Here is a 25,641-nt window from a genome sequence, read left to right on the forward strand (position 1 = left end):
ATTATTGAAATATATAATAACCATTATACGCTTAGCCCCTTATGAATACATCTTCTCAATCCTGGTTAATTTTTGCTTTACTATTCTTTACGCTAAACACAATATACTCTCAAGATCGTGAGAATTACGAATTGCTTTGGGAAATTAAACACAAGGATAACAACAAAAAATCGTATCTCTTCGGAACACTTCACCTAAAAGATGCTCGGGCGTTTAAGTTTAGCGACTCCGTTATTCCAGCAATAAAAAATTCTGAAATGTTCGCTTTAGAAATTCATCCCGATTCGGCGGTAACAGGTTTTAGCGAAAATTACTTAAATACAAAAAATGAAAATATCTATAAAAAAATTCTTTCGAAAGAGGAATACCAAAAACTAAAAGATCGCTTTTTTGAAGTTAAACAAATGGATTTGGACAGTATGCCTATGAAAAATCCAAGTTTAATAAAATCCATGTTGACTCGCAATAAAGGTAAAGCAGATGATCGCCGTACCTTTTTAGATGCCTATTTATACGGAATTGCATACAATAGTAAAAAAGAAATAGTGGGTCTTGAAAAAGTTGAAGATCAATTTTACCTGTTTGAAGAAACAAGCGATATGGAATTGAGAGAAAACATTCTCGCTATTATTAACCACCAAGATTTTGATTCAAATAACCAATTTGACAAAATAACCCAATTGTATTACGAAGGCGATTTAGAAAAAATATGGTCCTACGTTAATGGCGGTGGTTATAATGATTCCATCATGATTAAACGAAACCACGTTATGCTTAATAGCCTTGTGGAAATTATGAAATCCAAAACCATTTTTGCAGCGGTAGGCGCTGCCCATTTACCAGGAAATCAAGGATTAATTACACTTCTCCGCGAAGAGGGATATCAGGTGAGAAAAGTGAAAGCCACTTTTAGCGATAACGAACAGCAATATGATATTGCTCCAGATTTAGACAGATGGGTTTTAGATTATAATGAATCGCAAGGTTATAGTGTACTAACGCCCAACAAAGCCATCCCCATTGAAATTACCGAGTCTATTGATGCAATGACGAGTACAGATTTAATATACGGTGGCACGTTTATGTATATGATTGGCGATTTAAGAAGTCAAGTTTTAAAAGATGGGTTTAATTTTGTTGAAAACATCATAAAAAGTCAGTTGCAAACGGCTAATGATTCTATATTTAACAGAAATACTTTTGTAAAAGACGGCGTCGAGTTTACCGATGTTATAATTGCAAAAGACAAGGAGTACGTGCGCGTACGCGTAGCCATGAAAGATAAAATTGTTTACACTTTTATGACCGAAAACACTTTAGCCGAAATAACTTCGGCGTACGCAAATGCCTTTTTTGATTCAATCAAAATATTCGATTCTAAGATTGCTCCATCCGTTTGGCAAACCCAAACAGACAGCCTTGGTGCTTATAGTGTACACGTTCCTGAAAAAATTCTTGACAGAAGCCAAGTAATGGACAATCCATACGGCAACGAAGATTCTCCATATATAATCAATATTTTTTCTTCGGAAGACAAAGCCAATAATACACTTTATTTACTTCGGTATAACAATCAGCCCGTGGGCTATTATTTAGACCAAAAAGAAGATTATTATGAAGAATTCGAAAGCTATTTTAAACAAAATGGCACTTATATAAGCGAGCCGGAAGATATAATGCTAGATGGAAGCGAAGGTAAAAAATACGAACTCTCGTTTTCAGATAAATTTCATACAATTGCGAAGCTTTATCTGCGAGGCAATAGAACGTATTTATTAATGGCGCAAAAGTATAAAGAGGGCGAAAAAATTTCAGAAGACAATGAATTTTTCAATTCTTTTAAATTTCTGCCCTATGCAGAAGCGGCGTTTGACACGGTTGTAAACATCCAAGAAAAATATTCGTTTAGGGCGCCGAGCGAAAAAGTTGTTATTGAAGAAGAACCGCAGGATGCTTATTCAGAATTCAGTTATGTGAAAAATTATAGTTCAATGGATCCCACATCTTCCGGCACTTACTTGGTGCAGCACTTAAAATTAAAACCGTACTATCGGAAAAAATCACTTCAAGATTTTTATGATGATTACACCGAATTGATTGTAGATTATAACGATTCTATTACAAGCAATACTAGCACCACTTTGGGTGGGAAACCAGCGCGTGAAATTAAAATGATAAACTCGAGTACCCACGTAAAACAGCGGATGAAATTATTACTCGATGATGATTCCATACTTCTCCTTTTAACTTATTTGGGAGATGAAGAAATTAACGAACCTCGTGTAGATGAATTTTTTAATTCATTAAAAATTAAAAAAAGCTCACAGAACTTTAATCTTTCAGCCTCAAAAACCGATTTAATTTTCAAAAACCTGAAATCGAAAGACTCAATTAAGTTTGCAGAAGCAAAAGGTGCTTTAAATTATTATGAATTTGACGCTTCAGATTACAAAGTTTTAGAGAAGAATTTAAAAAGTCGCTTTAAAGATGACACCCTTTATTACGGTGCAAAATATTATATAATTAACGCATTGACAGATCTTGAGAAACCGGAAACGCTAAAAACCTTTGCTTCCTTTTACAAGAACAAAAAAAACAGTTACGAAGCACGCGTGGAGGTCCTCGAACAGCTACTAAAACTTAAAAATAGTAATGCTGTAGCCACGTATTTCGATCTTTTGCAAAACCATAAACTCAATCGAATTCCTGAAAAGGATTATGATATTATGACTTCATTAATTGATACCATTCCACTATTTGTTGCAAACGATGCTAAGTTTGCCAAGCTTGTAGATTTTGATGATTACAGGGCTGAGATAGCATCAATATATTCCTATAATGTTATGGAAGATAGTATTTATAGTGATAAAATGCCACTGTTGAAAAGCAGACTTCTATCGCATATGTATAAAGACGCAGCATTATACGTAGACACAATTGCCAGGAAAAAGAACACTCATATAAGCGATGGACTTATGTACAGTTACATTGAATTTTCAAAAGGATTTGAACCCATACCAGATGATGTTAAAAAAACATTGAATCTTATTGCAGATCAAGTAAAAGACGATAAGTGGATGCAAGCTCAAGCTTTAATGACAGCTACAGAACTAGCTATAGAAATTAATCCGCAAACGTTGAATGACGGCTTTAAAGATATGTATGTTCGGTTCGAATTAATGGAAAGCCTAATAAATGCTGAAAAGACCAACTTAATTCCGGAAGCGTATTTAGAGTTGAAGGAATTTGCAAAATTGTCGCTTTACAACAACGTGGGAGATGATTATGACGGCTACCCTACTATTTTCAACTATTTAGACGAATTGACTGTTGATGATAAAAAATATTATGTATTTGAATTTTCATATACGAAAGAAGAAGATTCAGATAAATACTTAGGAATTGCAGCGCATAAAGAAATAGATTTCTCAGATTTCGAAATGGCCGAAGCTTTTACCGATTGGGAAATAATGGAAGAAGATTGGATAACGCAAGCGACGAAAACCATAAAAGCTAATCATGTGGATGAAGTATTAGAACTTGAATAATAGCAGAAAAGCTTGAATACAATCAATAAAAAATCCCGCAAAAGCGGGATTTTTTTATACTTAAATAATGCATTATTATATATGCAATGCTCTATCTTCAGTTGCTGCTAGTGCAGCTTCTTTAACAGCTTCGGCATAAGTTGGGTGTGCATGGCTCATTCTTGCAATATCTTCTGCGCTGGCGCGGAATTCCATTGCAACTACGGCTTCGGCTATTAAATCTGCTACCCTTGCTCCTACCATATGTACGCCTAAAACCTCGTCTGTATTTTTATCTGAAAGTATTTTTACAAAACCATCGGTATCTCCACTTGCACGGCTTCTTCCCAAAGCACGCATCGGGAATTGTCCTGCTTTATACTCAACTTTTGCTTCCTTCAATTGCTCTTCTGTTTTTCCAACAGAAGCAACTTCTGGCCAAGTATAAACAACACCTGGAATTAAGTTATAATCAATATGTGGTTTTTGTCCGGCAATAATTTCAGCAACCAAAACTCCTTCTTCCGAAGCTTTGTGAGCTAGCATTGCACCGCGAACAACATCGCCAATGGCGTAAATGTTTTTAATGTTTGTTTGTAAATGGTCGTTCACGTCAATCATTCCGCGTTCGGTGATTTTCACACCAGCGTTTTCAACTTTTAAACCATCGGTATAAGGTTTTCTTCCTACGGAAACTAAGCAATAGTCACCTTTGAAAGTTACTTCTTTATCGTTTTTATCAGTGGCAGTAACCGTTACTTCTTTAGCTTTTTTAGAAACTGCAGATACTTTATGCGAAAGGAAAAACTTAACCCCTTGCTTCTTCATAGCCTTCATTAATTCCTTGCTTTGGGCAGAATCCATTGTTGGAATAATACGGTCCATAAATTCAATTACAGAAACCTCAGAACCTAAACGACGATATACTTGGCCTAATTCTAAACCAATTACGCCACCACCAATAACAACAAGGTGTTTCGGAATTTCTTTTAAACTTAAAGCCTCGGTAGAAGTTATAACTCTGTCTTTATCTAATTTTATAAAAGGAAGCGTTGCAGGCTTGCTTCCAGTAGCAATGATTGTGTTTTTTGCCTCAATGGTTTCATTTTTTTCACCACCTATAATTTCAATATGAGTTGCATCTTTAAAAGCACCCATTCCTGTATAAACGTCAATTTTATTTTTATCCATCAAAAACGCAATTCCTTTTGTGGTTTGATCCACAACCGAAGCTTTACGCTCTACCATTTTTTTGAAATTCACCTTAATATCGCCAGGAATTTCGATACCGTGTTCTTCAAAATGCTTTATGGCGTCTTCGTAATGATGAGATGAATCCAAAAGTGCTTTGCTGGGAATACAGCCTACGTTTAGGCAAGTTCCGCCCAAAACAGTATACTTTTCAATGATTGCGGTTTTCATTCCTAATTGTGCGCAACGAATTGCAGCTACATAGCCTCCAGGACCTGAACCAATTATTGCTACATCATATTTGCTCATAAAGTGTTTCTTTTAAATTAAAGTGCCAAAGGTACAATACTGTTTAAGAGTTTAAAAGTTTAGGCCTTTAAAAATTTGTTTCTAAAAAGCGATGTTTTTTAAGTTGAAAGATTGACGCTACTGCCTGTTATATTTAGAATTCTTTAAATGAAATGATATATAATTTGACCACTCCTTTAAATTTTTGCAAATTTGCGACACAATCTAAAACACATAATAATGGCTTTTAAACCAGCAGATAAAATTCAAGATTTACAGTATTTCGGCGAATTTGGAGGGGTTAATCCTTCTATTTCCGATTCTTCAACATATACGTTTCTTTCCGCAAAAACGATGTTCGACACTTTTGAAGGCAATGCCGAAGGGTGTTATTTATATTCTCGACACTCCACTCCTTCCAATTTATATTTGGGCGAAGCGCTTTCAGCAATGGAAGGTACAGAAACGGCAAACGTTGCGGCTAGTGGAATGGGTGCCATTACACCAGCAATACTTCAACTTTGTAAAGCTGGCGATCACGTTGTTTCTAGCAGAACTATTTACGGCGGAACTTACGCTTTTCTGAAAAACTTTGCCCCTCGATTAAATATTGAAACTTCATTTGTAGATATTACAAAACTTGATGAAGTTGAAAAGTCTATCACTAAAAACACAAAAATTATTTACTGTGAAACAGTGAGCAATCCTCTTTTGGAAATTGCAGATATTGAAGGAATTTCAAAAATTGCCAAAAAACACGGACTGCAATTATTGGTTGATAACACTTTTTCACCTTTAAGTATTTCTCCTGCAGTAATGGGCGCCGATGTTGTTTTACACAGCTTAACAAAATTTATTAACGGAAGCAGTGATACTATGGGCGGCGTAACTTGCGGCACACAGGAATTTATTGACAGCCTTCGTAATGTGAACGACGGAGCAAATATGCTACTTGGTCCAGCAATGGACAGTTTACGTGCAGCTTCTATTCTTAAAAACATGAGAACGCTTCACATTCGCATAAAACAACATAGTGTAAACGCTTTGTATTTAGCTGAAAAGTTTGAATCCGATGGTTTAAAAACTGTATACCCTGGGTTGAAGTCGCATTCTGGTCATGAGCTTTTCAAAAAAATGATGAATAAAGAATACGGTTTCGGTGGAATGCTAACACTAGACGTTGGCGGAATTGACAAAGCCAACGAATTAATGGAGTTAATGCAGGAACGTAATCTTGGGTATTTGGCGGTAAGTCTTGGTTTTTACAAAACGCTGTTTAGTGCACCGGGTTCTTCTACTTCTTCTGAAATTCCTGAAGAGGAACAAAAAGAAATGGGACTAAGCGACGGATTAATACGTTTTAGTATTGGTTTAGATAACGATATAGCACGCACTTACCAGATGATGCGTGAGTGTATGGTTGAAGTTGGGATTTTATAGATCTTCAGTAAAATATATAGTTCATTAAAAAACTCCCGATTCTATCGGGAGTTTTTTTCATGTGAAATAAATTTGATTAATTATTTCAATTCCACCAATTCTATGGAAAGAGAACTGCCTGATAATATCGGCATACTACCATTACTTGAAGCTGATATTACATAAAATCTCTGATTTAGATCGGATACATCTATCAACATGGATTTAGATAAAGTATGTGAATTGTTTTTAAATTTTTGACCATACACTGAGCTTCCCACTATTTTAGTAAATGCAGTGGTATTGCTTGGGCCTTTTCCTAAATAGAATTCATGATAACTATTTTCTGTGCAATTAACCGTATATGATATTCGAAAAACTCCTTTTACAGAATTTTGCACAAAAGAGTTTCCATAAACAACCTTACTAGCTGGTCCGCTTGAATCAAAGGATATAGCATTATTAGGATTCACAGTTGTATTATTTGAAAGAAATTTTTCACCATAGGCCTTAGTAACATTTATGGCAGACACCCATATGCTACCAGTCCAATAATAAAAATCGGGTTCTAAATCAGAAGTGGTATTCGTGTTAAATACTAAAGTACCAGTAACAAGACTTCCTCCCCGTGGATTTTGAACAGTGGTTACATCAGTAAGACTCCGTAATGAATATTCAGGAATTAGGAGACCCCCTCCGTTTTGACTAGAAGCAATTTCAAGCTGAGCTCTTGGAGTTGTGGTACCAATACCAACCTGCGCAGTAGAAGAAAAGGAAATTATTGAAAACAGAAGTAGTAAAGAAATTTTATTCATACATGAAAAATGTTTAGATTTTAGTAAACATAATCTCATAAGAATGGGTTGAACAATTTTCAATAGTTATTTTAGGTTTAATTGTTTAAATAATCCTTTTACCGTTTAAGTGTAACATGAAAATTTATTGGTGTCGCTTTTAACATTTTCAGCGTTGATATAACCATTACCGCCAATTCTTTTTTATTTGCGTAGGTTTTTTCAAAATCGTAACATTACATTCCTAAACGAAAAACGCATCATGCAAAGTCAAGATATTAAACCCACCGATCCCAAAGATGATAATGTAGTAGAAAATAAAGAACTGAACATTTGGGAAGCATTAATACCAGTGGTGGCGCTTATTATAATGCTGTTTTACAACGTGTTTTTTGCCTTTGGGGATTCGGCCTTAGATGGAAGTAACCAGTTCATTCTTTTAATGGGTGGCGCAGTTGCAGCAATTGTAGGTTTTTACAACAAAGTGAGTTTTGACCAAATGCTGGAAGAAGTTGCTGTTAATGTAAAATCTACAGCGGGCGCAATTTTAATTCTCTTAATGGTTGGGGCATTAGCGGGTACTTGGCTCATTAGTGGTATTATACCAACAATGATTTATTACGGATTACAAATTTTAAATCCGACGATATTCTTAGCTTCCTGTGTAATTATTTGCGCTATTATTTCGGTTGCAACTGGAAGTAGCTGGACTACTTCGGCAACGGTAGGTATTGCTTTAATTGGTATCGCCAATGCACTGGGTATCTCAGTGGGAATGACTGCCGGAGCTATTCTTTCCGGCGCTTATTTCGGAGATAAAATTTCGCCATTAAGCGATACAACAAATCTTGCACCTGCAATGGCTGGTACAGATTTGTTTACGCATATTAAATATATGCTTTATACAACAGTACCAACATTAGTAATTACGCTGATAGTATTTATCATCATTGGTTTCAATATTGATACTTCAGGAACCGCGGATACACATTTAATTCTCGCTGCCGTAAAAGAATCTATCAATGTAAGTCCTTGGTTGTTTGTTGTTCCATTAGTTGTAATTTTCTTAATTGTAAAAAAAACACCACCATTAATAGCACTATTAATAGGAACACTTTTAGGTGCTTTAGCAGCCTTAATCTTTCAACCAGATATAGTAGCCTCAATGGGCGGCGGAACCTCCCTTACTTTTGAAAATGGCTACAAAGGAATAATGAATGCTATTACTGTAGATAGTTCTATTCCTACAGAAAATGAAGCCTTGAAAGAATTGTTTTCTGCTGGCGGAATGTCTGGAATGTTAAATACAATTTGGTTAATTCTGTGCGCTATGGTTTTTGGTGGTATTATGGACGGAATTGGCGCCTTGGCGGCAATCAGTAAAGCCTTATTGAAATTGTTTCACACAACGTTCGGACTCTTTGCAAGTACTGTCGTAAGCTGTTTGGCTTTAAATGTTACAGCCAGCGATCAATATTTAGCAATTGTAATTCCTGGTAAAATGTATGCGAAAGCCTTTAAAGACAAAGGCCTTGCTCCCGAAAACCTTTCGAGAACATTAGAAGATTCGGGAACTGTTACTTCAGTGTTAGTTCCTTGGAATACTTGTGGGGCCTACCATAGCGGAGTTCTGGGTGTTGATACACTTCACTATGCAGGTTATGCAATTTTCAACTGGTTAAGTCCGTTTATGACGCTACTTTTTGCAGCCTTTAGAATCAAAATCAGAATGTTGACTACTTCAGAAAAGGCTTAATTGGTTTGAAAATGGTCTTAGGACATCAAGACGAAAGACAAAGGATTACTATCTTATTTCAAAAGTATCTTTCATATAACTTTTAGTCTTACGTCATACGTCCTATCGTCTTAAGTCAAAATATTCATACTTCATTCAAACAAAACCTTATAACTTTTATTTATCGTTAAAAATTTAACCTATTAGCAAATACTATCGGTTTATAGATTAATCCATTAAGCATTTACTCTATTTCCGTAGGTACTTTCTATCTTTGCAGTAGAAAATTATTAACCCAAATAAAAAATAAAATTATGTCATTAGTAGGAAAACAATTCCCAAACATTTCAGTAGATGCAATGAATGAAATGGGGGATACTTTTAAACTAAATGTGCTTGAAGAAGCGAAAAAAAATAACAAAAAAGTATTGCTTTTCTGGTATCCAAAAGATTTCACTTTTGTATGTCCAACTGAAATTCACTCTTTCCAAGAAGCGCTTTCAAAATTTGAAGACCGAAACACTATTGTTATCGGAGCTTCTTGCGACACGCCCGAAGTTCACTTTGCGTGGTTGAGCACTCCAAAAGACAACGGTGGGATTGAAGGTGTAACCTACCCAATATTGGCTGACACCAACCGCAACCTTTCTAGTGCACTTGGTATTCTTGATATTACAAACGAGCGTTACGATGAAGAAACCGGACATCTTATGGTAGATGGTGATAATGTAACATACCGTGCAACTTACCTAATTGACGAAGAAGGAAAAATTTTCCACGAAGGTGTAAACGATATGCCATTGGGAAGAAACGTAAATGAATTCCTTAGATTGGTTGATGCTTATACGCACGTGCAGAAAAACGGAGAAGTTTGTCCAGCAAACTGGGAAGAAGGAAAAGACGCAATGAAAGCTACTCGCGAAGCTGTAGCGACTTATTTAAGAAACTAGATTATGGTAGTTGAGTTAAAAGATGATAGCCTGCAACAGCTAATTTCTGAAGAAAAGAACGTTATCGTTCAATTTTCGGCAGGATGGTGCGGCAATTGCAGAGTGATGAAACCGAAATTCAAAAAGTTGGCTACAGAAACTGAAGGTTATAAATTCGTTTTGGTAGATGCCGAAAAATTTCCTGAAAGTAGAAAAATGGCGAATGTAGATAATTTGCCAACCTTCGCAACTTTCAAGAATGGCGAATTAGTAAACCAAGTTCAAACCAACAAATTTGAACTCTTAAAAGAGCTAGTAGATGAAGTTGCCAGTAATTAGACATATTCAAAAAAACAATTCCACGACGCAGATGGAAAACTGCATTGAAGTTTTGGAATCGTACAGCGAATATAATCGCATTACAGATGATGAACTCGATATCATCGGCGAACTAATCACCAACCTTTGTGGTGCGGTAGAAGTTCAAAAAATGATTGAAGACGGTATGCCGGAGCGCGATGCAGCTAATGCATTTGCACAGAAAGTTATTGGTTCCATAGACCGATAGAAATCTAGAATATATTTTATAAAAGTCCCTTTACAAATTTTGTGAAGGGACTTTTACTTTTAAATCACTTTTTCTTTAAGAAGTTGTTTGCATTTTAAGCAGATCAATATACGTATCTTTAGGCTTCATTTAAAAACTACAAATAATGGCAACTATAAAACTCGGTGGAAATAATATTGAAACAGTAGGAACACTTCCAAAAATAGGCGATTCTGCGCCCGATTTCGAATTAATTTCACAAGACTTAAGTTCAAAAAAATTATCAGATTACAAAGGCTCCCGCGTAATAATGAACATTTTCCCGAGTATTGATACAGGTGTTTGCGCCACATCGGTACGTAAATTTAACGAGAAGGCAACGGGCCTCAAGAATACAAAAGTGCTCTGCATTTCAAAAGATTTACCTTTTGCACAACAACGATTTGTGAGTGATGAAGAAATAAATAACGTTACCAACCTTTCAGATTTTCGCGATGGCAACTTCGGAAAAAATTATGGTATTGAGATGAGTACAGGCGCATTGAGCGGTCTTCACTCGCGTGCGGTTGTAGTATTGGATGAAAACGGAAAAGTAATTCATAGTCAACAAGTACCCGAAATTGGAGAAGAGCCAGATTATTTATCGGCATTAAAACCACTTTTATAATGTGGAATACTTTTTTAGGAAAGCGACTTAAAGCATTTCGATATGCTTTCAAAGGCGCTTTTCTTTTACTTCGGCACGAGGCAAGTATCCAGGTTCAAGCTGTGATTGCTATTATTATGATTTTTGCTGGATTTTACTTTGAAATTTCCACAACCGAATGGATGTTTCAAATTTTGGCAATTGGGCTCGTTTTGAGTATTGAAGGCGTAAATACTGCCGCAGAAGAAATAGCCGATTTTGTACATCCAGATTTTCATAACAAGATAGGATTTATAAAAGATGTAGCTGCTGGGGCAGTTTTCTTCGCAGCAATTACAGCCATAATTATAGGCTGCATCATCTATTTTCCTAAATTCTAAACGTGTTAAAATTTTATTTAGAATTTGTTTTTTGTAATTTGAAAATTTCCTCATTGATATTTGTATTTTTGCTGAAAAGACAACCGTTCCGTTAATGGCCAAAAAGAAAAAAACAACCACCAAAAAACCGCGCAAAAAATTAAGCTTTACACTAACCAAACAACAAAAAATTCTTTTAGGTAGCTTTTTGTTTTTATTAGGGCTGGCGCTTCTATTTTCTTTTGTTTCCTACTTTTTTACTTGGCAAGCGGACCAAAGTGAAATTGGAAATTTAGCAGAACGCAAATTACCTACTCAAAATTGGCTCAATAAATTTGGCGCCAACACAGCACATTTCTTCATTTACGACGGTTTCGGGATTGCTGCCTTTATTCTCGCATTTCTTGTTACACTAACCGGGATTTATTATTTCTTCGATTATGCCAAGAAACAATTACTAAAATATTGGTTTTGGGGAATGTTATTAATGCTTTGGACATCAATTTTCTTAGGCTTCTTCGGTGGATCGGCAACCCTCTTTAGTGGTATTATCGGCTTCGAAAGCAACGATTTTATGCAGGACTATTTAGGATTGATTGGCACAATGCTGATTATGGTTTTCATTCTAATTGTTTATTTAGTTGTAAGACTCAAGTTAACCCCAGAAATGGCAATTGGCGCTTTTAGAAGTACGAAAGAACAAATAGCTTCTGAATTTACTACCAATGAAAAGACAGATACAGTTAATGAAAGTATCTCTGAAAAGAAAGTAGTTATAGAAAGCGAAGACGATTTATCTAAGCACTCCATCCAAGAAAAAGTTACACCCAAACCACCTGTAGTTGAAAAAATAATATTGAAATCTGATGTGGAAGGTGATGTAGCAATGGAAGTTGAACAGACTGTTGAGGAGGAAGAAATTGAGAATTTAAGCGACAAGTTGGTGAAAGATTTTGGCGAATTCGATCCAAAACTGGATCTGAGTAACTATAAATTCCCAAGCATAGAATTACTTCGGGACCACACCGTTGGTGCCGCAATAACCATAGACCAAGAGGAGTTAGAGGAAAATAAAAACCGAATTGTTGAAACGCTCAACAATTATAAAATCGGTATAGCCAATATTAAAGCTACGGTTGGCCCCACGGTTACACTTTATGAAATTGTGCCCGACGCCGGTATCCGAATTTCAAAAATAAAAAATCTTGAAGATGATATTGCGCTTTCGCTATCTGCTTTAGGAATTCGAATTATAGCGCCAATTCCTGGTCGCGGTACCATTGGTATTGAAGTGCCGAACAAGAATGCGAAGATTGTTTCAATGCGTTCGGTAATTGCTTCGGCTAAATTTCAAAATGCTGAAATGGAACTTCCAATCGCATTTGGAAAAACCATTAGCAACGAAACTTTTGTGGTCGATCTTGCAAAAATGCCTCACATGTTAATGGCTGGTGCCACAGGACAAGGAAAGTCGGTTGGTTTAAATGCCGTACTTACTTCACTTTTATATAAGAAGCACCCTGCCGAAGTAAAATTTGTTTTGGTAGACCCAAAGAAGGTGGAACTTACGCTTTTCAACAAAATTGAGCGTCATTATTTGGCAAAATTGCCCGATACCGAAGAAGCAATAATTACGGATGTTACAAAGGTTATCAATACCTTGAATTCACTTTGTATTGAAATGGATGCGCGTTACGATCTGCTGAAAGATGCAATGGTTCGAAATATAAAAGAATACAACACCAAGTTTAAAAACCGAAAACTAAACCCCAACGAAGGCCACCGATTTTTACCGTATATCGTTCTTGTTATTGATGAATTTGCAGATTTGATAATGACTGCCGGCAAAGAAGTGGAAACGCCAATAGCACGTTTGGCACAGCTAGCACGAGCAATTGGTATCCATTTAATAATTGCAACGCAGCGACCTTCGGTAAATGTTATTACTGGTATTATAAAAGCAAACTTCCCAGCGAGAATTGCGTTTAGGGTAACAAGTAAAATTGATTCACGAACTATTTTGGATAATTCTGGAGCCGATCAACTTATTGGTCGAGGAGACATGCTTTATACACAAGGGAACGAATTAACACGAATTCAATGTGCATTTGTGGACACTCCAGAAGTGGCAGATATTACAGAGTTTATTGGTTCGCAAAAAGCATATCCAGATGCTTATTTATTGCCAGAATATGTAGGTGAAGAAGGTGGCACAAATCTTGATATTGACATATCGGAACGCGATAAACTGTTCCGTGACGCCGCAGAAGTATTGGTAATTGCACAGCAAGGTTCTGCTTCATTATTACAGCGAAAACTGAAATTGGGGTATAACCGGGCAGGTAGAATAATTGACCAAATGGAAGCGGCTGGAATTGTTGGCCCTTTTGAGGGAAGCAAGGCACGGCAAGTTTTAGTTCCAACAATTGACGCGTTACATCAACTATTAGATAACGAACTTAATGATAATTAAAATGAAGAAACTAAGTATAATTTTAATCGCTCTTTTTATTACCACGATTTCACAGGCACAGGATGCAAAAACATTACTGAAAGAAGTCTCTGCAAAAGTAAAAAGCTACGAGAACATTTCTATCGATTTTAAATACAATTTAAACAATACCAAAGAAAACGTAAACCAGGAAACCCGCGGCGATGTTACGCTGCAGGGCGATAAATATGTTTTGAATATGCTTGGCACTACCCGCATTTTTGACGGAACAAACATCTACACGATTGTTCCCGAAGATGAGGAAGTAACAATTTCAGCGTATAATCCGAAGGACGATAAAGATATTACACCTTCAAAAATGTTGACTTTTTATGAAAAAGGTTACACATACAAAATGGACATCGAGCAAAACGTGAAGGGAAGAAAAATACAGTATGTAAAGCTTATGCCCATCGACTCAAAAGCAGAGATAAAAGATATTCTGTTAGGTATTGATGTGCAAACAAAACACATTTACAAACTTATCCAGACTGATGCCAAAGGCACTAAATACACACTTACCGTAAATTCTTTTAAAACAAATCAACCTGTTTCTAAAACCTTGTTTACTTTTGACGAGGCTAAATATAAAAAAGACGGTTACTACATAAATAAGCTATAATCGCGTAAGTGAAAATACTGGACAGGTACATATTAGTAAGTTATTTGAAGACGTTTTTAAGCGTCTTCATTATTTTAATGTTCATATTTGTCCTTCAGACAATTTGGCTCTACATTTCTGAACTTTCCGGAAAAGATCTGGATATTTGGATTGTGCTAAAATTTCTTTGGTACGTCTCCCCTAGATTGATTCCGTTAGTACTGCCACTCACCATTTTGGTTACTTCATTAATGGTTTTCGGAAGCTTTGCAGAGAAGTATGAGTTTGCCGCAATGAAATCTACTGGAATCTCGCTGCAGCGTGCTATGGGAAGCGTAATCGGTTTCATTATCGTATTGTCTATTACAGCTTTCTTCTTTGCAAACAACGTTATCCCCTATTCCGAATACAAATGGCAGAACTTGCGACGAAATATTTCGCAGTTTCAGCCTTCCATGGTTATTTCCGAAGGGCAATTCAGCCAAATTGGAGATATGTTCAATATAAAGGTTGAAGAGAAAAGTGGCGATCGTGACCAGTTTTTGAAAGATGTGGTTATTCATAAAAAGAATAAAGATAAACCCAATGGAAATTTCACTGTTATAATTGCGAATAACGGCGAACTTGCCAGCGAAGAAGGCAGTAATACACTTTCTTTAATTTTGAAAGAAGGTAATTATTACGAAGAAATTCAGTCTAAAAATCCTGGTAAACAAAAAGGAAATCCTTTCGCAAAGAGCTATTTTGACGAATACTCCATCAATATTGACCTTACAGAACTGAATAATAAAGACGTAGATAAGGAAAACGATCTTAACAATCAGAACATGTATAATATTAGCGAATTGCACGTTGAAATCGATTCACTTTCAGAAAGTTATACAACAGATATTAAGAGCTACACTAAAAATATGTACTACCGCAGTGGTGTAGAAAAATTCAAAGAAAATAAAATCAGTGATTCAGTAAAGGCTCCTGCCATTGCTTCTATTATTGATATTTATAAGCCCGCGCAACAAATGCAGATTATAAAACTTGCATTAAATAACGCCAAAGGAACGCTACAAACGGTAGATGCCAAAAAGGAAGAATTCAAAAATAAAACCAAAAGATTGAACAAAACCGAGATTGCGCTCCACGAAAAATATTCACTTGGCGTTGCCTGTATTATACTGTTTTTTGTAGGAGCCCCACTCGGAGCCATTATCCGCAAAGGCGGAATGGGCTTACCAATGGTTATCGCTATCTTACTTTTTTTAACCTATCATTTTATTGGCATATTCGCCAAAAACAGCGCTGAAGATGGCACGATGCATCCCTTTATTGCAACTTGGCTAAGCACCGCTATTATGCTTCCGCTAAGCATTTGGCTCACTTATCGCGCCACAACAGACCAAGGTATTTTCGATTTTGATACTTTTTTACAGCGTATTTTAAAGCTTTTCGGGAAAAAAACTACAGATGCCGCTATTGTAGATGGTGAAATAGCTATTTTACTTACACAACAAGAAAAAGCCTTCGTATTGTCTAGAAATGAGACACAACTTAAGGATGTCGTTAAAAATTATCGTCAATATGGTTATTCGGAAGAAGTAAGAAATGCTGCATTACAACAATTAAATTTAAAAGGATATTCTGAATTAGAGCTTAAAATGAGTGGTGAATTCGAGAATAAAAAATATTCTGACGCTTTTCAATATTATAAATCCTCAACAAATCTTTCAATAAAAGGATTAATTGCATACTTTGTTTCTATTATTTGTCTTTTAGGAATGATTATCTTTAATAATATTGATTTTACTATATCCGAGACACTTAAAAATATCTTTCAAATCGGTCAACTCATTTCGCTGATTGTTTTTTATATTTTAGTTGTGAAGGCACTTTTAAGTAGTTCAAAGTTCTATAAAGTTGTAGGCAAAGAACAAGATACTGGACTATGGATGGCATTCATGTTACTTGGTCCCATCATTTATGTATTCCTTCACTTTACCTATATCAAGAAAATGAAAGAAGAATTACAAATGATAAATTAATTTATTCTTTAATAAATATTTGTAGCAAAATACCAAAAGGAAGCAGTGTTTTAACCGCAAAGGTCACAAAGATTTTACGCAAAGTGCACTAAGAATTTATTACTCTTTTTAGTCCATTTTTCAGTAAAGCAACGTTGAAATTAATTAATAATCCCAATTTATAATTTCCTAGTTTCATATAAGTTAAGATTTGCGCCATATGAACATCGTTCAAACTTTCAACACTTTTAATTTCGATAACAACTTTGTTTTCAACTAAAATATCAATTCGATAGCCAACTTCCAATTTAACATTTTCATACACTAATGGCATTGGTTTTTCTTTTACAGCAATTAAATTAGCTTGTTTAAGCTTGTAGAAAAGACATTCCTTATACGCACTTTCTAGCAAACCTGGGCCTAGAGCTCTATGCACATCTATAGCTAAACCTATAACACTTTTAGAAATTTGATTTTCATCCATACTTGGCGTCCTTTGTGCTTCAAACTTTGTGAACTTTGTGGTTAATTCTTCATCTTAAATTTAGTGAAAATTAATAACTCTAATTATAGACAAACTATACTCGTTTGAAATGGCTATTTATGGACGTTTCTTATATCTTTGCACCACATATTTGTAACTATGATTTCCACAGAAAAAGAAAATTCCGTTCAACTCAACACTATTGAAGAAGCCATTGAAGATATTAGCAATGGAAAGATAATTATTGTCGTTGACGATGAAAACAGGGAGAATGAAGGAGACTTTATTGCCGCCGCTGAAATGGTAACGCCAGAGATGATTAATTTTATGGCTACTCATGGCCGAGGCCTTATTTGCGCTCCATTAACCGAAGATCGCTGTAACGACCTTGACCTGAATATGATGGTTGAAAACAACACTGTGCTTCACCATACGCAATTTACCGTATCGGTAGATTTAATTGGTCACGGCTGTACAACGGGAATTTCGGTTCACGATCGTTCAAAGACCATTAAAGCATTGGTTGATGATACTACAAAAGCGAATGATTTAGGTAGACCTGGACATATTTTTCCGCTGCGTGCAAAGGAAGGTGGCGTTTTAAGAAGAACTGGCCACACCGAAGCTACAATTGACTTAGCTCGATTGGCTGGACTTAAACCTGCCGGAATTTTGGTTGAAATTCTAAATGAAGACGGAACCATGGCACGCTTGCCGCAATTGATGAAAGTTGCGAAGAAATTCGACTTAAAAATTATTTCTATTGAAGATTTGGTGAAATATAGAATGGAGCACGATTCTTTAATTGAAAAAAAGGAAGATTTCAAAATCAATACAAAATTTGGAGACTTCAGACTTCGTGCTTATAAACAAACTACAAACGACCAAATTCATATTGCACTAACAAAAGGTTCTTGGAAAGAAAACGAATCAGTTTTGGTTCGCGTTAATGCAACCTTAGTAAATGGCGATATTTTAGGAACGCTTACAAATAACGCCGAACAAAAGTTAGACGACATGTTTAACGTAATCAATAACGAAGGAAAAGGCGCCATTGTTTTCATAAACCAACAAAGTCAATCTCTGAATCTTTTAAGTCGCTTAAAAGAATTGAAAGAAGCCCAAAAACCAAACGAAATTGCCAAAGCATCGCGTATTGAAATGGACAGCAAAGATTTTGGTATTGGAGCACAAATTCTTCACGATTTAGGAATTCATAAAATAAAGCTTATCTCTAATAGTGAGCAAACCAAACGCGTAGGAATGATTGGTTATGGTTTAGAAATTAAAGAATACGTAAGCTACTAAAGCACCGATGCAATAGCATTTTTCATTGCTTCTGCCCTTTCGTGTACTTGCTTTCCGGTCCAGCCAATTTTTATTAATAACGAAATAGTGCGTCCCATTACAGCATCGCTTTTTGAGAAATCGGTATTGTCTAAATCCTGCATTTGGCTTTTCACTTCAGAAGAAAGGTTACCCAGCGATTTTAAGTTTCGTAAATGCTCCCAACCATTTATATAATGCCAGTTGTTGGTGTACCAATAAAAACAGGCATCTACACCAGCTTCAGCTAACGCTTTATGAGCTTTTTGGGTTAATTCTTCCGTTGGAAGAAAGAAACTTAAAAATGAATAGTTTTCTTCTCCCCCTTCTGGCACTTTTCTAAAAGTAACGCCGTCCACGGTTTCTAAAGCTTCGCGAAGTATTGTATAGTTTTCCTTTTGTGTTTTTAAAATTCCGTCTAATTTATCTAATTGCGCCACTCCAACTGCAGCATTCAATTCTGAAATTCTGAAATTATACCCTAAAAACGGATGTGTTTCTGCCCCGCGATCCTTGCCAACATGATCGTGTCCATGGTCTTGGTAGTGATCTGCATGCAATGCATACTTTTCGTTATTAGTAATAACGCCACCACCTTCACCGCAAGTAATTGTTTTTACATAGTCGAAAGAGAAACACCCTAAATCGCCGTAACTTCCTAAAGCTTTTCCCTGATAAGTACCACCAATTGCTTGACAAGCATCTTCTAAAAGCAGCAAATCGTGTTTATCACAAATTGCTTTCAAGGCACCTAAATCTGCCATAGAGCCGCACATATGTACAGGCATTATACATTTGGTCCTTGGCGTAATTGCCGCTTCTACAGCTTTTGGATCTAAGGTTAATGTATCATCAATATCCACTAAAATAGGCACAGCTCCCAAAGCCAAAATAGATTCAAAACTTGCAACAAACGTGAATGTAGGCATAATAACCTCATCGCCTGCGCCAATGCCAGCAGATGCCAAAGCAACTGTTAGTGCCGCTGTTCCGCTAGAAACTAGTTGACAATATTCAGAACCCATTCGCTTTGCAAAAGCGATTTCAAATTCCTTTGCTTTCCAATGGTGATTGCGCATTCCGTCGAAACCATAGCGCATTAAAACACCAGATTCTAATACGTCGTTTACTTGCTTGCGCTCTTCGGCGCCGAAAATTTCAAATCCGGGCATTGTTTTGAATTTTTAATGATTAATGTAGAATGAATAATAGATGTGCACCAAAGGTAGCAGTTGTGTAATGGAATAAAAATTGAAATTCTAAAAATATCAACTAAATTCAATAGTAAGTTCATCAACACCTCGGCGAACTTTTTTCAGACTTTTAAAGTAGTCTGATTCGTCGCGATAACCAACCGGTAATACGAGTATAGATTCCAGTCCTTTTTTATCCAGCTCCAGTAGCTCGTCGTATTTTTCTGGTTGAAAACCTTCCATTGGGCACGCATCTATTTTTTCGACCGCACAAACGGTTAAAAGCGCTCCTAAAGTTAAATAGAGCTGGTTTATCATCCACTCGCGAATTTCGGCAGCATCTTTTTCGGTGAAAGAAGCGATTAGATTTTTTTCAAAAGGTTCCAAAACATTTCGTGGCGTTTTACGTGTACCCGCTACCCTATTAAAATGATCTATAATAAAATTTTCATTGATTTTCTTTTCAATACACAAAATTAAAACGTGCGAAGCATCGCGCACTTGCGGTTGATTGTAAGTGAACGGCATTAGCTGCTCCTTTAATGTAGTATTACTTATAACTACCAGTTTTAAAGGCTGCAGACCAAAAGAGGTAGCTGTAAGATTGAATGTTTCTTTTAAAATATTCAACTTTTCTGTTGAAAGGTTTTTGGACGCGTCAAACTTTTTAGTGGCGTATCGCCATTGTAGTTTTTCAATTGTGTTTGAAGACATTTATTTGATTGAATTTGTATTTATCACAAAAATACTGATAAAAGTATGAATGCCTATTTTTAAGTAAACAACCTTCTATTAATGACTTATAATTTTATAAAAATTTAATTGTAAAAAGAGTTAGAATATTTAAAAAAGCTTTTTATATTTGCAACCTCTTAAGCAAAATGCTTAGAGCACGCATACCACTGGAGAAATGGCAGAGTGGTCGAATGCGGCAGTCTTGAAAACTGTTGAGGGTCACACCTCCGGGGGTTCGAATCCCTCTTTCTCCGCTTAGAGATTATCAAATCTCACTAAAACCCGATAAACACTATGTTTATCGGGTTTTTTCATTTTCTTCAATAACAAAAAATAGTATTCAATATCAATTTAAAAGAGCGTCATTCGGTGCGTGTTTTTGCTACTCTATTTTACGCACCGAATGAGCCGTGAAGTACTATTAAACAGCACTTTGCAGATGTTAAACATTTTTTTGTTATAAGCTTTTTTAGTACATTTAATGTAAATAAAAAGTACGCACCTATGCAATCCAGCTTTTCCATACTATTTTATCCTAGGGGCAATGATGTCAATAAATACGGTAAAGCCCCTATTTACGCTCGAATTACCGTAAATGGGAAACGAAGTGAGTTTAGTATTAAACGCAAAGTATTATTAGAAAAATGGAATTCCGATGCAGGAAAAATTAAGGGTACGGCGTCTGAAGCCCAGGAATTGAATAGGTATATGAACACCATACAGAGTAGAATATACAGGATTCAAGAAAATTTAACTGAAAATGGAGACTTGATCACAGCAAAAAGAATAAAAACTCTTTATCTCGGCAAGGATAAGTCTCACAGAATGCTGTTAGAAATATTTCAAGAGCATAATGATAAAGTAGATAACTTAATTGGTAAAGATTTTGCTGCTGGTACCGCAGAGCGTTATAAAACGGCAAGAAAGCATGTTAAAGATTATATTTTAAAGGTGTATAAGGTAAAGGACATTCCTATTACTGACGTTGATCACAAGTTTATAACCGGTTTCGAATATTATCTTAAAACAACCCGAAATTGCGCCCATAATACAGCTATAAAATATATTACTAATTTTAAAAAAATAATCCGCATTGCATACGCTAACGATTGGATAGCCAAAGATCCATTTACCAGTTGGAAAGCTAGACTCAAAATAGTTGATAGAGAGTTTCTTACTGTGGAAGAAATTCAGGCAATGGTAGAAAAGGAACTTCACACTGAAAGATTAGACCAGGTTAAGGATATTTTTATTTTTTGTTGTTTTACTGGATTAGCCTACTCTGATGTAAAAAAGCTCTCTTCAAATAATGTGGTTATTGGAATCGATGGTGGAAAGTGGATAAAAATAAATCGCTCTAAAACAGATACACGAAGTAACATCCCAATTCTACCGACTGCTGCGTCTATATTGGAAAAATACGCAGAAGATTCAGAAATTCAAAAGAATCATCTCTTATTGCCAGTATTAAGCAATCAAAAGATGAATGCTTATTTAAAGGAAATTGCAGATTTGTGTAAAATCAATAAAAATCTAACCTTCCACTTGGCACGTCACACTTTTGCAACAACCGTCACACTTTCTAACGGAGTGCCGATTGAATCAGTGAGTAAAATGTTAGGGCACAAATCTCTCAAAACAACACAACATTATGCCAAAATTTTAGATAGAAAAGTTAGTGATGATATGTTGATGTTGAAGGATAAACTGTCTAATGCTTTCAAATAGTTCGATATAGTTGAGGATTCTATATTTAAAAAAGACTGCTTTGAACAATTTTAGCAACTGCATCTGACCTTTATCAATTGCTTCCTTATTTAGATGCTCTTATTCGGTGAAAAACTTCGCATTCGTTTACAGCTTCGAGAGAATAACTACGTTGAATCTCCGATTTGCCACGCTGCGCTCGTAATATCACAATTAAAAATTTAAGAAAGTAGTATGATACTAGGGGTTGAGTAGGGAAACACTAGCATAAACGTAGCACTCGAGTAGCATAAAAGGTACATAAACCATACATGCTTCCAACCTTAACAATACATGCTTCCAACCTTAACAATACATTCATAATTTTGAAGAGCACATAGATTCATCTAAACAGCGTATTGTTTATATAAAAATTATATAGGTGAAAATACAAATGAAAACCAATAGTCACGCTTGGCAAAAGCGCGTCAGTGGTATTCATTTCAATTACAATAAAAAATATACAGGCCTTATAAAAGCGTGCAATAGGGATTCCGTAGAGATAATTCGTTACGGTCCAAATTATGCTATTCTCTTAAGATTTAAATAAGCACATGCAATTATAAATATATATTTAGCCAATTTAATATGTTGAAAAGACGGTCCAGAAATATTTTATTTCTTAATAATTTTATGTGCAAAATCTCCAAATTCAGTTATTATATTTAAAAAATACATACCATTTTGAAGCGTTGAAATATCCAATTTTTGGATATTTCCATCTAATTGAAGAACTTTTTTACCCAAAATATTAAAGACAGTTAAACTAATAATAATTTCAGTTTTTGTGCTTATATACATCAATCCCTTTGTAGGATTTGGATAAAATTCCAGATTATTTAATAGGTTTTCTTCAAATCCCATAATTGTCATGTTTTCGTACCAAGCTATTTTATGGTCGTTTTGCGAGGCTGAGATCCCATCCATATCCCCATCGTTATCAAGGTCTGCGGCGATAACCGAACGGGGAAATTGCATCTCCGTACTGATACTCTTTTTTACACTAAAACTCCCTGCCCCATCTAGGTTTTCAAACCATACAATTTCGCCGTCAAATATCCCTCCTCCCATTGCAAGCACATCATTATCGCCATCATTATCCAAATCTATAACATACAGCGTCGAAGCTTCTTCAAAAGTATTGGTTATAATGTTTTTTGAGCCAAAATCGCCAAGGCCATTTAAGTTTTCATACCAGGTAACTTCTTTATCGAAAGGTGATACAGAAAAAACATCCATATCCATATCTCCATCAACATCAGCTTCAAAAATCTCATTTAAATAGCCTCCTGCATTATTGATTACATGGCGTGTTCCAAAATTTCCTAGCCCATCCATATTCTCTAGCCAATTAGCTTTTAAAGATCCTGTTCCATTGCCCAAAACATCTAGATCGCCATCTCCGTCTATATCCGCCGCTACAATAGAACGTGGAGTGCCAATAGTATTATCTATAACTTTTGCGCCACTAAAATTTCCTTGTCCATTAAGGTTTTCGTACCACTCCAAACCTGAAAATTCGGAAGCTGATAGTACGTCCATATCTCCATCGTTATCAATATCTGCTGCAATAACAGAAAATGCTCCATCCGCTTGATTGCTTACAATTTTTTGATCGCTAAAATTCCCTAACCCATCAAGATTTTCATACCAAAATATTTTATCTGATGAAAATGCCGTTATTAGGATATCCATGTCATTGTCATTGTCTAAATCTGCTAAGTATATTGAATACACTTCATCAAAAAGGTTGTTTTCAACAATATTCTCTGTTCCAAAATTTCCCAAGCCATCAAGATTTTCAAACCAAGCAATATTAAAAGTACCTGTTCTTGCACCCGATACTACATCTATATCGCCACCCCCATCAATATCAGCAGTAAAAATACTAGTTACCAGCCCATTATTCACGTAAATAATTTGTTGCGAACCAAATTGGCAATAGATATTAACGCAAAACAAATTCATTATGGTCAACAATATATATTTCATGGCCTTTGGTATAAATGAAACGGCTCCTATTCTATTTCAATAGAAGCCATTTCTTGGTTTTATTAATCTTGCTTGAATATGATATCCTGCTCCGTATTCCCTTCCTCATAAATTTTTTCAATTTTGTAAAGTCCAGGCTCCAATTGTTCTATAATAAAGGAATGGTGAATACGTTGCGGGTTTCGCAGGTGAAATAGTAAGGATTTTATTCCTTTATAATTTTTTGCTCAAAAGAACCAGTATGGGTTGTTATTTTGAAGAAATACATCCCGTTTTGAAGGTTTGAAATATCAAGTTGCTGGATATTTCCATCTACGTGAAAAACTTTTTTACCCAATATATCAAAAACGGTAGTGCCTATAATACTTTCGGTTTTAGAATCTATATAAAGTAAACCTTCAGTAGGGTTTGGATAGATTTTAATGGTGTCAATTTGGTTCTCCTCAACCCTCAAAATGGTATAATTTTCATACCAAGCTATTGTGTCGTCAACCAATGAAGAGGCAATCACGTCCATATCGCCATCGTTGTCTATATCTGCAGCTATTACCGAGCGGGGCGATTGCACTTGGGTACTGATTGTTTTTTTTGCACTGAAATTTCCTTGCCCATCCAGATTTTCAAACCAGACAATTTCTCCGCCAAAAGGTTCGGCATTGGTTGCCAATACATCCATATCCCCATCGTTGTCTAAATCGGCTGCATAAACCGTCCAGGCATCAACCAAGGTATTGGTTATCGTATTTTTTGGGCCAAAGTTGCCTAGGCCGTCCAGGTTTTCAAACCAAGCTACTTCATTATCTCCCGAAGATGCTGTAAGCACATCCGTATCACCATCACCATCCACATCTGCTGCAATAACTTTGGTTACATATTGCCCCATCTCATATATAGAGTTGGGCGCACCAAAAGTACCGAGACCATCCACGTTTTCAATCCAATAGGTTTTATTAGGAGCAGTACTATTTCCCACAATATCCAAGTCACTGTCACCATCCACATCTATTACTACTATCGAACGAGTGCCCGAAACATTATTATCAATAAGGTGCTTAAAAAAATCCCCCTGTCCATCCAAATTTTCATACCATACTAACCCTGAAAAATCGGAACCTGAGATTACATCCATATCACCATCACCGTCCAGATCGCCCGCAACCACACAATATGCGCCGTCGGTAGTATTGGAAATTATATTTTCGACACTGAAATTGCCCTGCCCGTCCAAGTTTTCATACCAAACTATCTTGTCTTGTGCAAAAGATACGGCCATAACGTCCATATCACCATCGCCATCAATATCTGCATCAGATATAAAAAAGGTCTGGTTTAAACTTGCTATTATATTCTCAGGACCAAAGGTTCCGTGCCCGTCCAGATTTTTATACCATGTGAGGTTACTCCCAAACTGATTTGCAGAAGCTACATCTTTATACCCATCGCCATCTATATCTGTAGCAATAATCCATTTGGAGCCATCTGCAGCTTGAGTAATTATTTGTTGGGGACCAAATTGACTATATGCATCAACATAAAATAAGCACATTATGGTCAATAAAAAATATTTCATGTCTTTTGTAATAAAAGAAACGGCCCCTATTCTATTTCTATTAGGAGCCATTT

General features: G+C 35.9%; 20 protein-coding genes and 1 tRNA gene. 14 read left to right on the top strand and 7 right to left on the bottom strand.

The annotated features are described in order from the left end of the window. The first annotated feature begins 41 nt into the window (after positions 1-41). Positions 42-3,548, top strand: a complete 3,507-nt coding sequence (locus tag AC3RVF_RS06900; RefSeq protein ID WP_489693072.1) for a TraB/GumN family protein — start codon at positions 42-44, stop codon at positions 3,546-3,548. A 75-nt stretch (positions 3,549-3,623) separates the two neighbouring features. On the opposite strand, the gene lpdA is transcribed toward AC3RVF_RS06900, so the two are convergent. Further along, positions 3,624-5,027 carry a dihydrolipoyl dehydrogenase gene (gene lpdA / locus AC3RVF_RS06905; protein WP_489693073.1) on the bottom strand — a complete coding sequence of 468 codons (1,404 nt, stop codon included), beginning with the start codon at positions 5,025-5,027 and terminating at the stop codon, positions 3,624-3,626. Positions 5,028-5,246: 219 nt separating this feature from the next. Here lpdA and AC3RVF_RS06910 point away from each other — a divergent pair, with 219 nt between their 5' ends. After that, positions 5,247-6,446 (top strand): aminotransferase class I/II-fold pyridoxal phosphate-dependent enzyme, encoded by a 1,200-nt coding sequence (locus tag AC3RVF_RS06910; RefSeq protein WP_489689671.1) that lies wholly within the window; start codon positions 5,247-5,249, stop codon positions 6,444-6,446. 80 nt (positions 6,447-6,526) lie between these two features. Here the strand turns inward: AC3RVF_RS06910 and AC3RVF_RS06915 are convergent, their stop codons facing one another. Then, entirely contained in the window at positions 6,527-7,240 is a 714-nt protein-coding gene (locus AC3RVF_RS06915; RefSeq protein WP_489693074.1) for a hypothetical protein, read from the bottom strand. A 187-nt stretch (positions 7,241-7,427) separates the two neighbouring features. Between AC3RVF_RS06915 and nhaC the strand changes: the two genes are divergently transcribed. From nhaC to AC3RVF_RS06960, 9 genes are all read left to right on the top strand, one after another. Continuing rightward, positions 7,428-8,975 carry a Na+/H+ antiporter NhaC gene (gene nhaC / locus AC3RVF_RS06920; RefSeq protein WP_489693075.1) on the top strand — a complete coding sequence of 516 codons (1,548 nt, stop codon included), beginning with the start codon at positions 7,428-7,430 and terminating at the stop codon, positions 8,973-8,975. A gap of 293 nt (positions 8,976-9,268) precedes the next feature. Next, positions 9,269-9,904, top strand: coding sequence for a peroxiredoxin (locus AC3RVF_RS06925; protein ID WP_489689668.1), 636 nt, complete (start codon positions 9,269-9,271; stop codon positions 9,902-9,904). A 3-nt stretch (positions 9,905-9,907) separates the two neighbouring features. Further along, on the top strand, positions 9,908-10,222 hold the full coding sequence (locus tag AC3RVF_RS06930) for a thioredoxin family protein (RefSeq protein WP_489689667.1): 315 nt from the start codon (positions 9,908-9,910) through the stop codon (positions 10,220-10,222). Then, positions 10,203-10,451: a DUF6952 family protein gene (locus AC3RVF_RS06935; RefSeq protein ID WP_489689666.1), complete on the top strand. Its 249-nt coding sequence runs from the start codon at positions 10,203-10,205 to the stop codon at positions 10,449-10,451. Before AC3RVF_RS06930 ends, AC3RVF_RS06935 begins: the two co-directional genes overlap by 20 nt. Before the next feature lie 145 nt (positions 10,452-10,596). Then, entirely contained in the window at positions 10,597-11,097 is a 501-nt protein-coding gene (tpx, locus tag AC3RVF_RS06940; RefSeq protein ID WP_489689665.1) for a thiol peroxidase, read from the top strand. Next, a complete protein-coding gene (locus tag AC3RVF_RS06945) occupies positions 11,097-11,456 on the top strand; it encodes a diacylglycerol kinase family protein (protein ID WP_489689664.1) in 360 nt (119 codons plus the stop codon). The genes tpx and AC3RVF_RS06945 overlap by 1 nt, the downstream gene beginning before the upstream one ends. 94 nt (positions 11,457-11,550) lie before the next feature. Then, positions 11,551-13,908, top strand: a complete 2,358-nt coding sequence (locus tag AC3RVF_RS06950) for an FtsK/SpoIIIE family DNA translocase (protein ID WP_489689663.1) — start codon at positions 11,551-11,553, stop codon at positions 13,906-13,908. A gap of 1 nt (position 13,909) precedes the next feature. After that, positions 13,910-14,548: an outer membrane lipoprotein periplasmic chaperone LolA1 gene (gene lolA1 / locus AC3RVF_RS06955; protein WP_489693076.1), complete on the top strand. Its 639-nt coding sequence runs from the start codon at positions 13,910-13,912 to the stop codon at positions 14,546-14,548. An 8-nt stretch (positions 14,549-14,556) separates the two neighbouring features. After that, positions 14,557-16,563, top strand: a complete 2,007-nt coding sequence (locus tag AC3RVF_RS06960) for an LptF/LptG family permease (protein WP_489693077.1) — start codon at positions 14,557-14,559, stop codon at positions 16,561-16,563. Between the two features lie 88 nt (positions 16,564-16,651). On the opposite strand, the gene AC3RVF_RS06965 is transcribed toward AC3RVF_RS06960, so the two are convergent. Next, positions 16,652-17,026, bottom strand: a complete 375-nt coding sequence (locus tag AC3RVF_RS06965; protein WP_489689660.1) for a GxxExxY protein — start codon at positions 17,024-17,026, stop codon at positions 16,652-16,654. Between the two features lie 159 nt (positions 17,027-17,185). Between AC3RVF_RS06965 and ribB the strand changes: the two genes are divergently transcribed. Next, positions 17,186-18,334, top strand: a complete 1,149-nt coding sequence (gene ribB, locus AC3RVF_RS06970) for a 3,4-dihydroxy-2-butanone-4-phosphate synthase (protein WP_489689659.1) — start codon at positions 17,186-17,188, stop codon at positions 18,332-18,334. Here the strand turns inward: ribB and AC3RVF_RS06975 are convergent. Both AC3RVF_RS06975 and AC3RVF_RS06980 read right to left on the bottom strand, forming a co-directional pair. Then, entirely contained in the window at positions 18,331-19,524 is a 1,194-nt protein-coding gene (locus AC3RVF_RS06975; protein ID WP_489689658.1) for a DegT/DnrJ/EryC1/StrS family aminotransferase, read from the bottom strand. The genes ribB and AC3RVF_RS06975 overlap by 4 nt on opposite strands. A 96-nt stretch (positions 19,525-19,620) precedes the next feature. Next, positions 19,621-20,259: an NAD(P)H-dependent oxidoreductase gene (locus AC3RVF_RS06980; RefSeq protein ID WP_489689657.1), complete on the bottom strand. Its 639-nt coding sequence runs from the start codon at positions 20,257-20,259 to the stop codon at positions 19,621-19,623. A gap of 190 nt (positions 20,260-20,449) precedes the next feature. On the opposite strand from AC3RVF_RS06980, the gene AC3RVF_RS06985 reads away from it, so the two are divergent. Together AC3RVF_RS06985 and AC3RVF_RS06990 are read left to right on the top strand one after the other, a co-directional pair. Beyond that, a tRNA-Ser gene (locus tag AC3RVF_RS06985) sits at positions 20,450-20,534 on the top strand. 250 nt (positions 20,535-20,784) lie between these two features. After that, the gene (locus AC3RVF_RS06990) at positions 20,785-22,008 is read left to right on the top strand and encodes a site-specific integrase (protein ID WP_489693078.1); all 1,224 of its coding nucleotides are present in this window, start codon (positions 20,785-20,787) and stop codon (positions 22,006-22,008) included. 633 nt (positions 22,009-22,641) lie between these two features. On the opposite strand, the gene AC3RVF_RS06995 is transcribed toward AC3RVF_RS06990, so the two are convergent. Together AC3RVF_RS06995 and AC3RVF_RS07000 are read right to left on the bottom strand one after the other, a co-directional pair. Continuing rightward, complete coding sequence (locus tag AC3RVF_RS06995; protein ID WP_489693079.1) at positions 22,642-24,018, bottom strand: T9SS type A sorting domain-containing protein; 1,377 nt, start codon at positions 24,016-24,018, stop codon at positions 22,642-22,644. 205 nt (positions 24,019-24,223) lie between these two features. Then, the gene (locus AC3RVF_RS07000) at positions 24,224-25,639 is read right to left on the bottom strand and encodes a T9SS type A sorting domain-containing protein (RefSeq protein ID WP_489689654.1); all 1,416 of its coding nucleotides are present in this window, start codon (positions 25,637-25,639) and stop codon (positions 24,224-24,226) included. Positions 25,640-25,641: the final 2 nt, after the last annotated feature.

The organism is Aequorivita sp. IT1183, from assembly GCF_058068265.1.

Coding starts and splice junctions, on each gene's coding strand:
- AC3RVF_RS06945 (WP_489689664.1), top strand. CDS start 11,097: ATGTGGAATACTTTTTTAGGAAAGCGACTTAAAGCATTTCGATATGCT.
- AC3RVF_RS06900 (WP_489693072.1), top strand. CDS start 42: ATGAATACATCTTCTCAATCCTGGTTAATTTTTGCTTTACTATTCTTT.
- AC3RVF_RS06930 (WP_489689667.1), top strand. CDS start 9,908: ATGGTAGTTGAGTTAAAAGATGATAGCCTGCAACAGCTAATTTCTGAA.
- AC3RVF_RS06935 (WP_489689666.1), top strand. CDS start 10,203: ATGAAGTTGCCAGTAATTAGACATATTCAAAAAAACAATTCCACGACG.
- AC3RVF_RS06990 (WP_489693078.1), top strand. CDS start 20,785: ATGCAATCCAGCTTTTCCATACTATTTTATCCTAGGGGCAATGATGTC.
- lpdA (WP_489693073.1), bottom strand. CDS start 5,027: ATGAGCAAATATGATGTAGCAATAATTGGTTCAGGTCCTGGAGGCTAT.
- AC3RVF_RS06965 (WP_489689660.1), bottom strand. CDS start 17,026: ATGGATGAAAATCAAATTTCTAAAAGTGTTATAGGTTTAGCTATAGAT.
- AC3RVF_RS06950 (WP_489689663.1), top strand. CDS start 11,551: ATGGCCAAAAAGAAAAAAACAACCACCAAAAAACCGCGCAAAAAATTA.
- lolA1 (WP_489693076.1), top strand. CDS start 13,910: ATGAAGAAACTAAGTATAATTTTAATCGCTCTTTTTATTACCACGATT.
- AC3RVF_RS06995 (WP_489693079.1), bottom strand. CDS start 24,018: ATGAAATATATATTGTTGACCATAATGAATTTGTTTTGCGTTAATATC.
- AC3RVF_RS06925 (WP_489689668.1), top strand. CDS start 9,269: ATGTCATTAGTAGGAAAACAATTCCCAAACATTTCAGTAGATGCAATG.
- AC3RVF_RS06975 (WP_489689658.1), bottom strand. CDS start 19,524: ATGCCCGGATTTGAAATTTTCGGCGCCGAAGAGCGCAAGCAAGTAAAC.
- AC3RVF_RS06915 (WP_489693074.1), bottom strand. CDS start 7,240: ATGAATAAAATTTCTTTACTACTTCTGTTTTCAATAATTTCCTTTTCT.
- AC3RVF_RS06980 (WP_489689657.1), bottom strand. CDS start 20,259: ATGTCTTCAAACACAATTGAAAAACTACAATGGCGATACGCCACTAAA.
- tpx (WP_489689665.1), top strand. CDS start 10,597: ATGGCAACTATAAAACTCGGTGGAAATAATATTGAAACAGTAGGAACA.
- AC3RVF_RS07000 (WP_489689654.1), bottom strand. CDS start 25,639: ATGGCTCCTAATAGAAATAGAATAGGGGCCGTTTCTTTTATTACAAAA.
- AC3RVF_RS06910 (WP_489689671.1), top strand. CDS start 5,247: ATGGCTTTTAAACCAGCAGATAAAATTCAAGATTTACAGTATTTCGGC.
- ribB (WP_489689659.1), top strand. CDS start 17,186: ATGATTTCCACAGAAAAAGAAAATTCCGTTCAACTCAACACTATTGAA.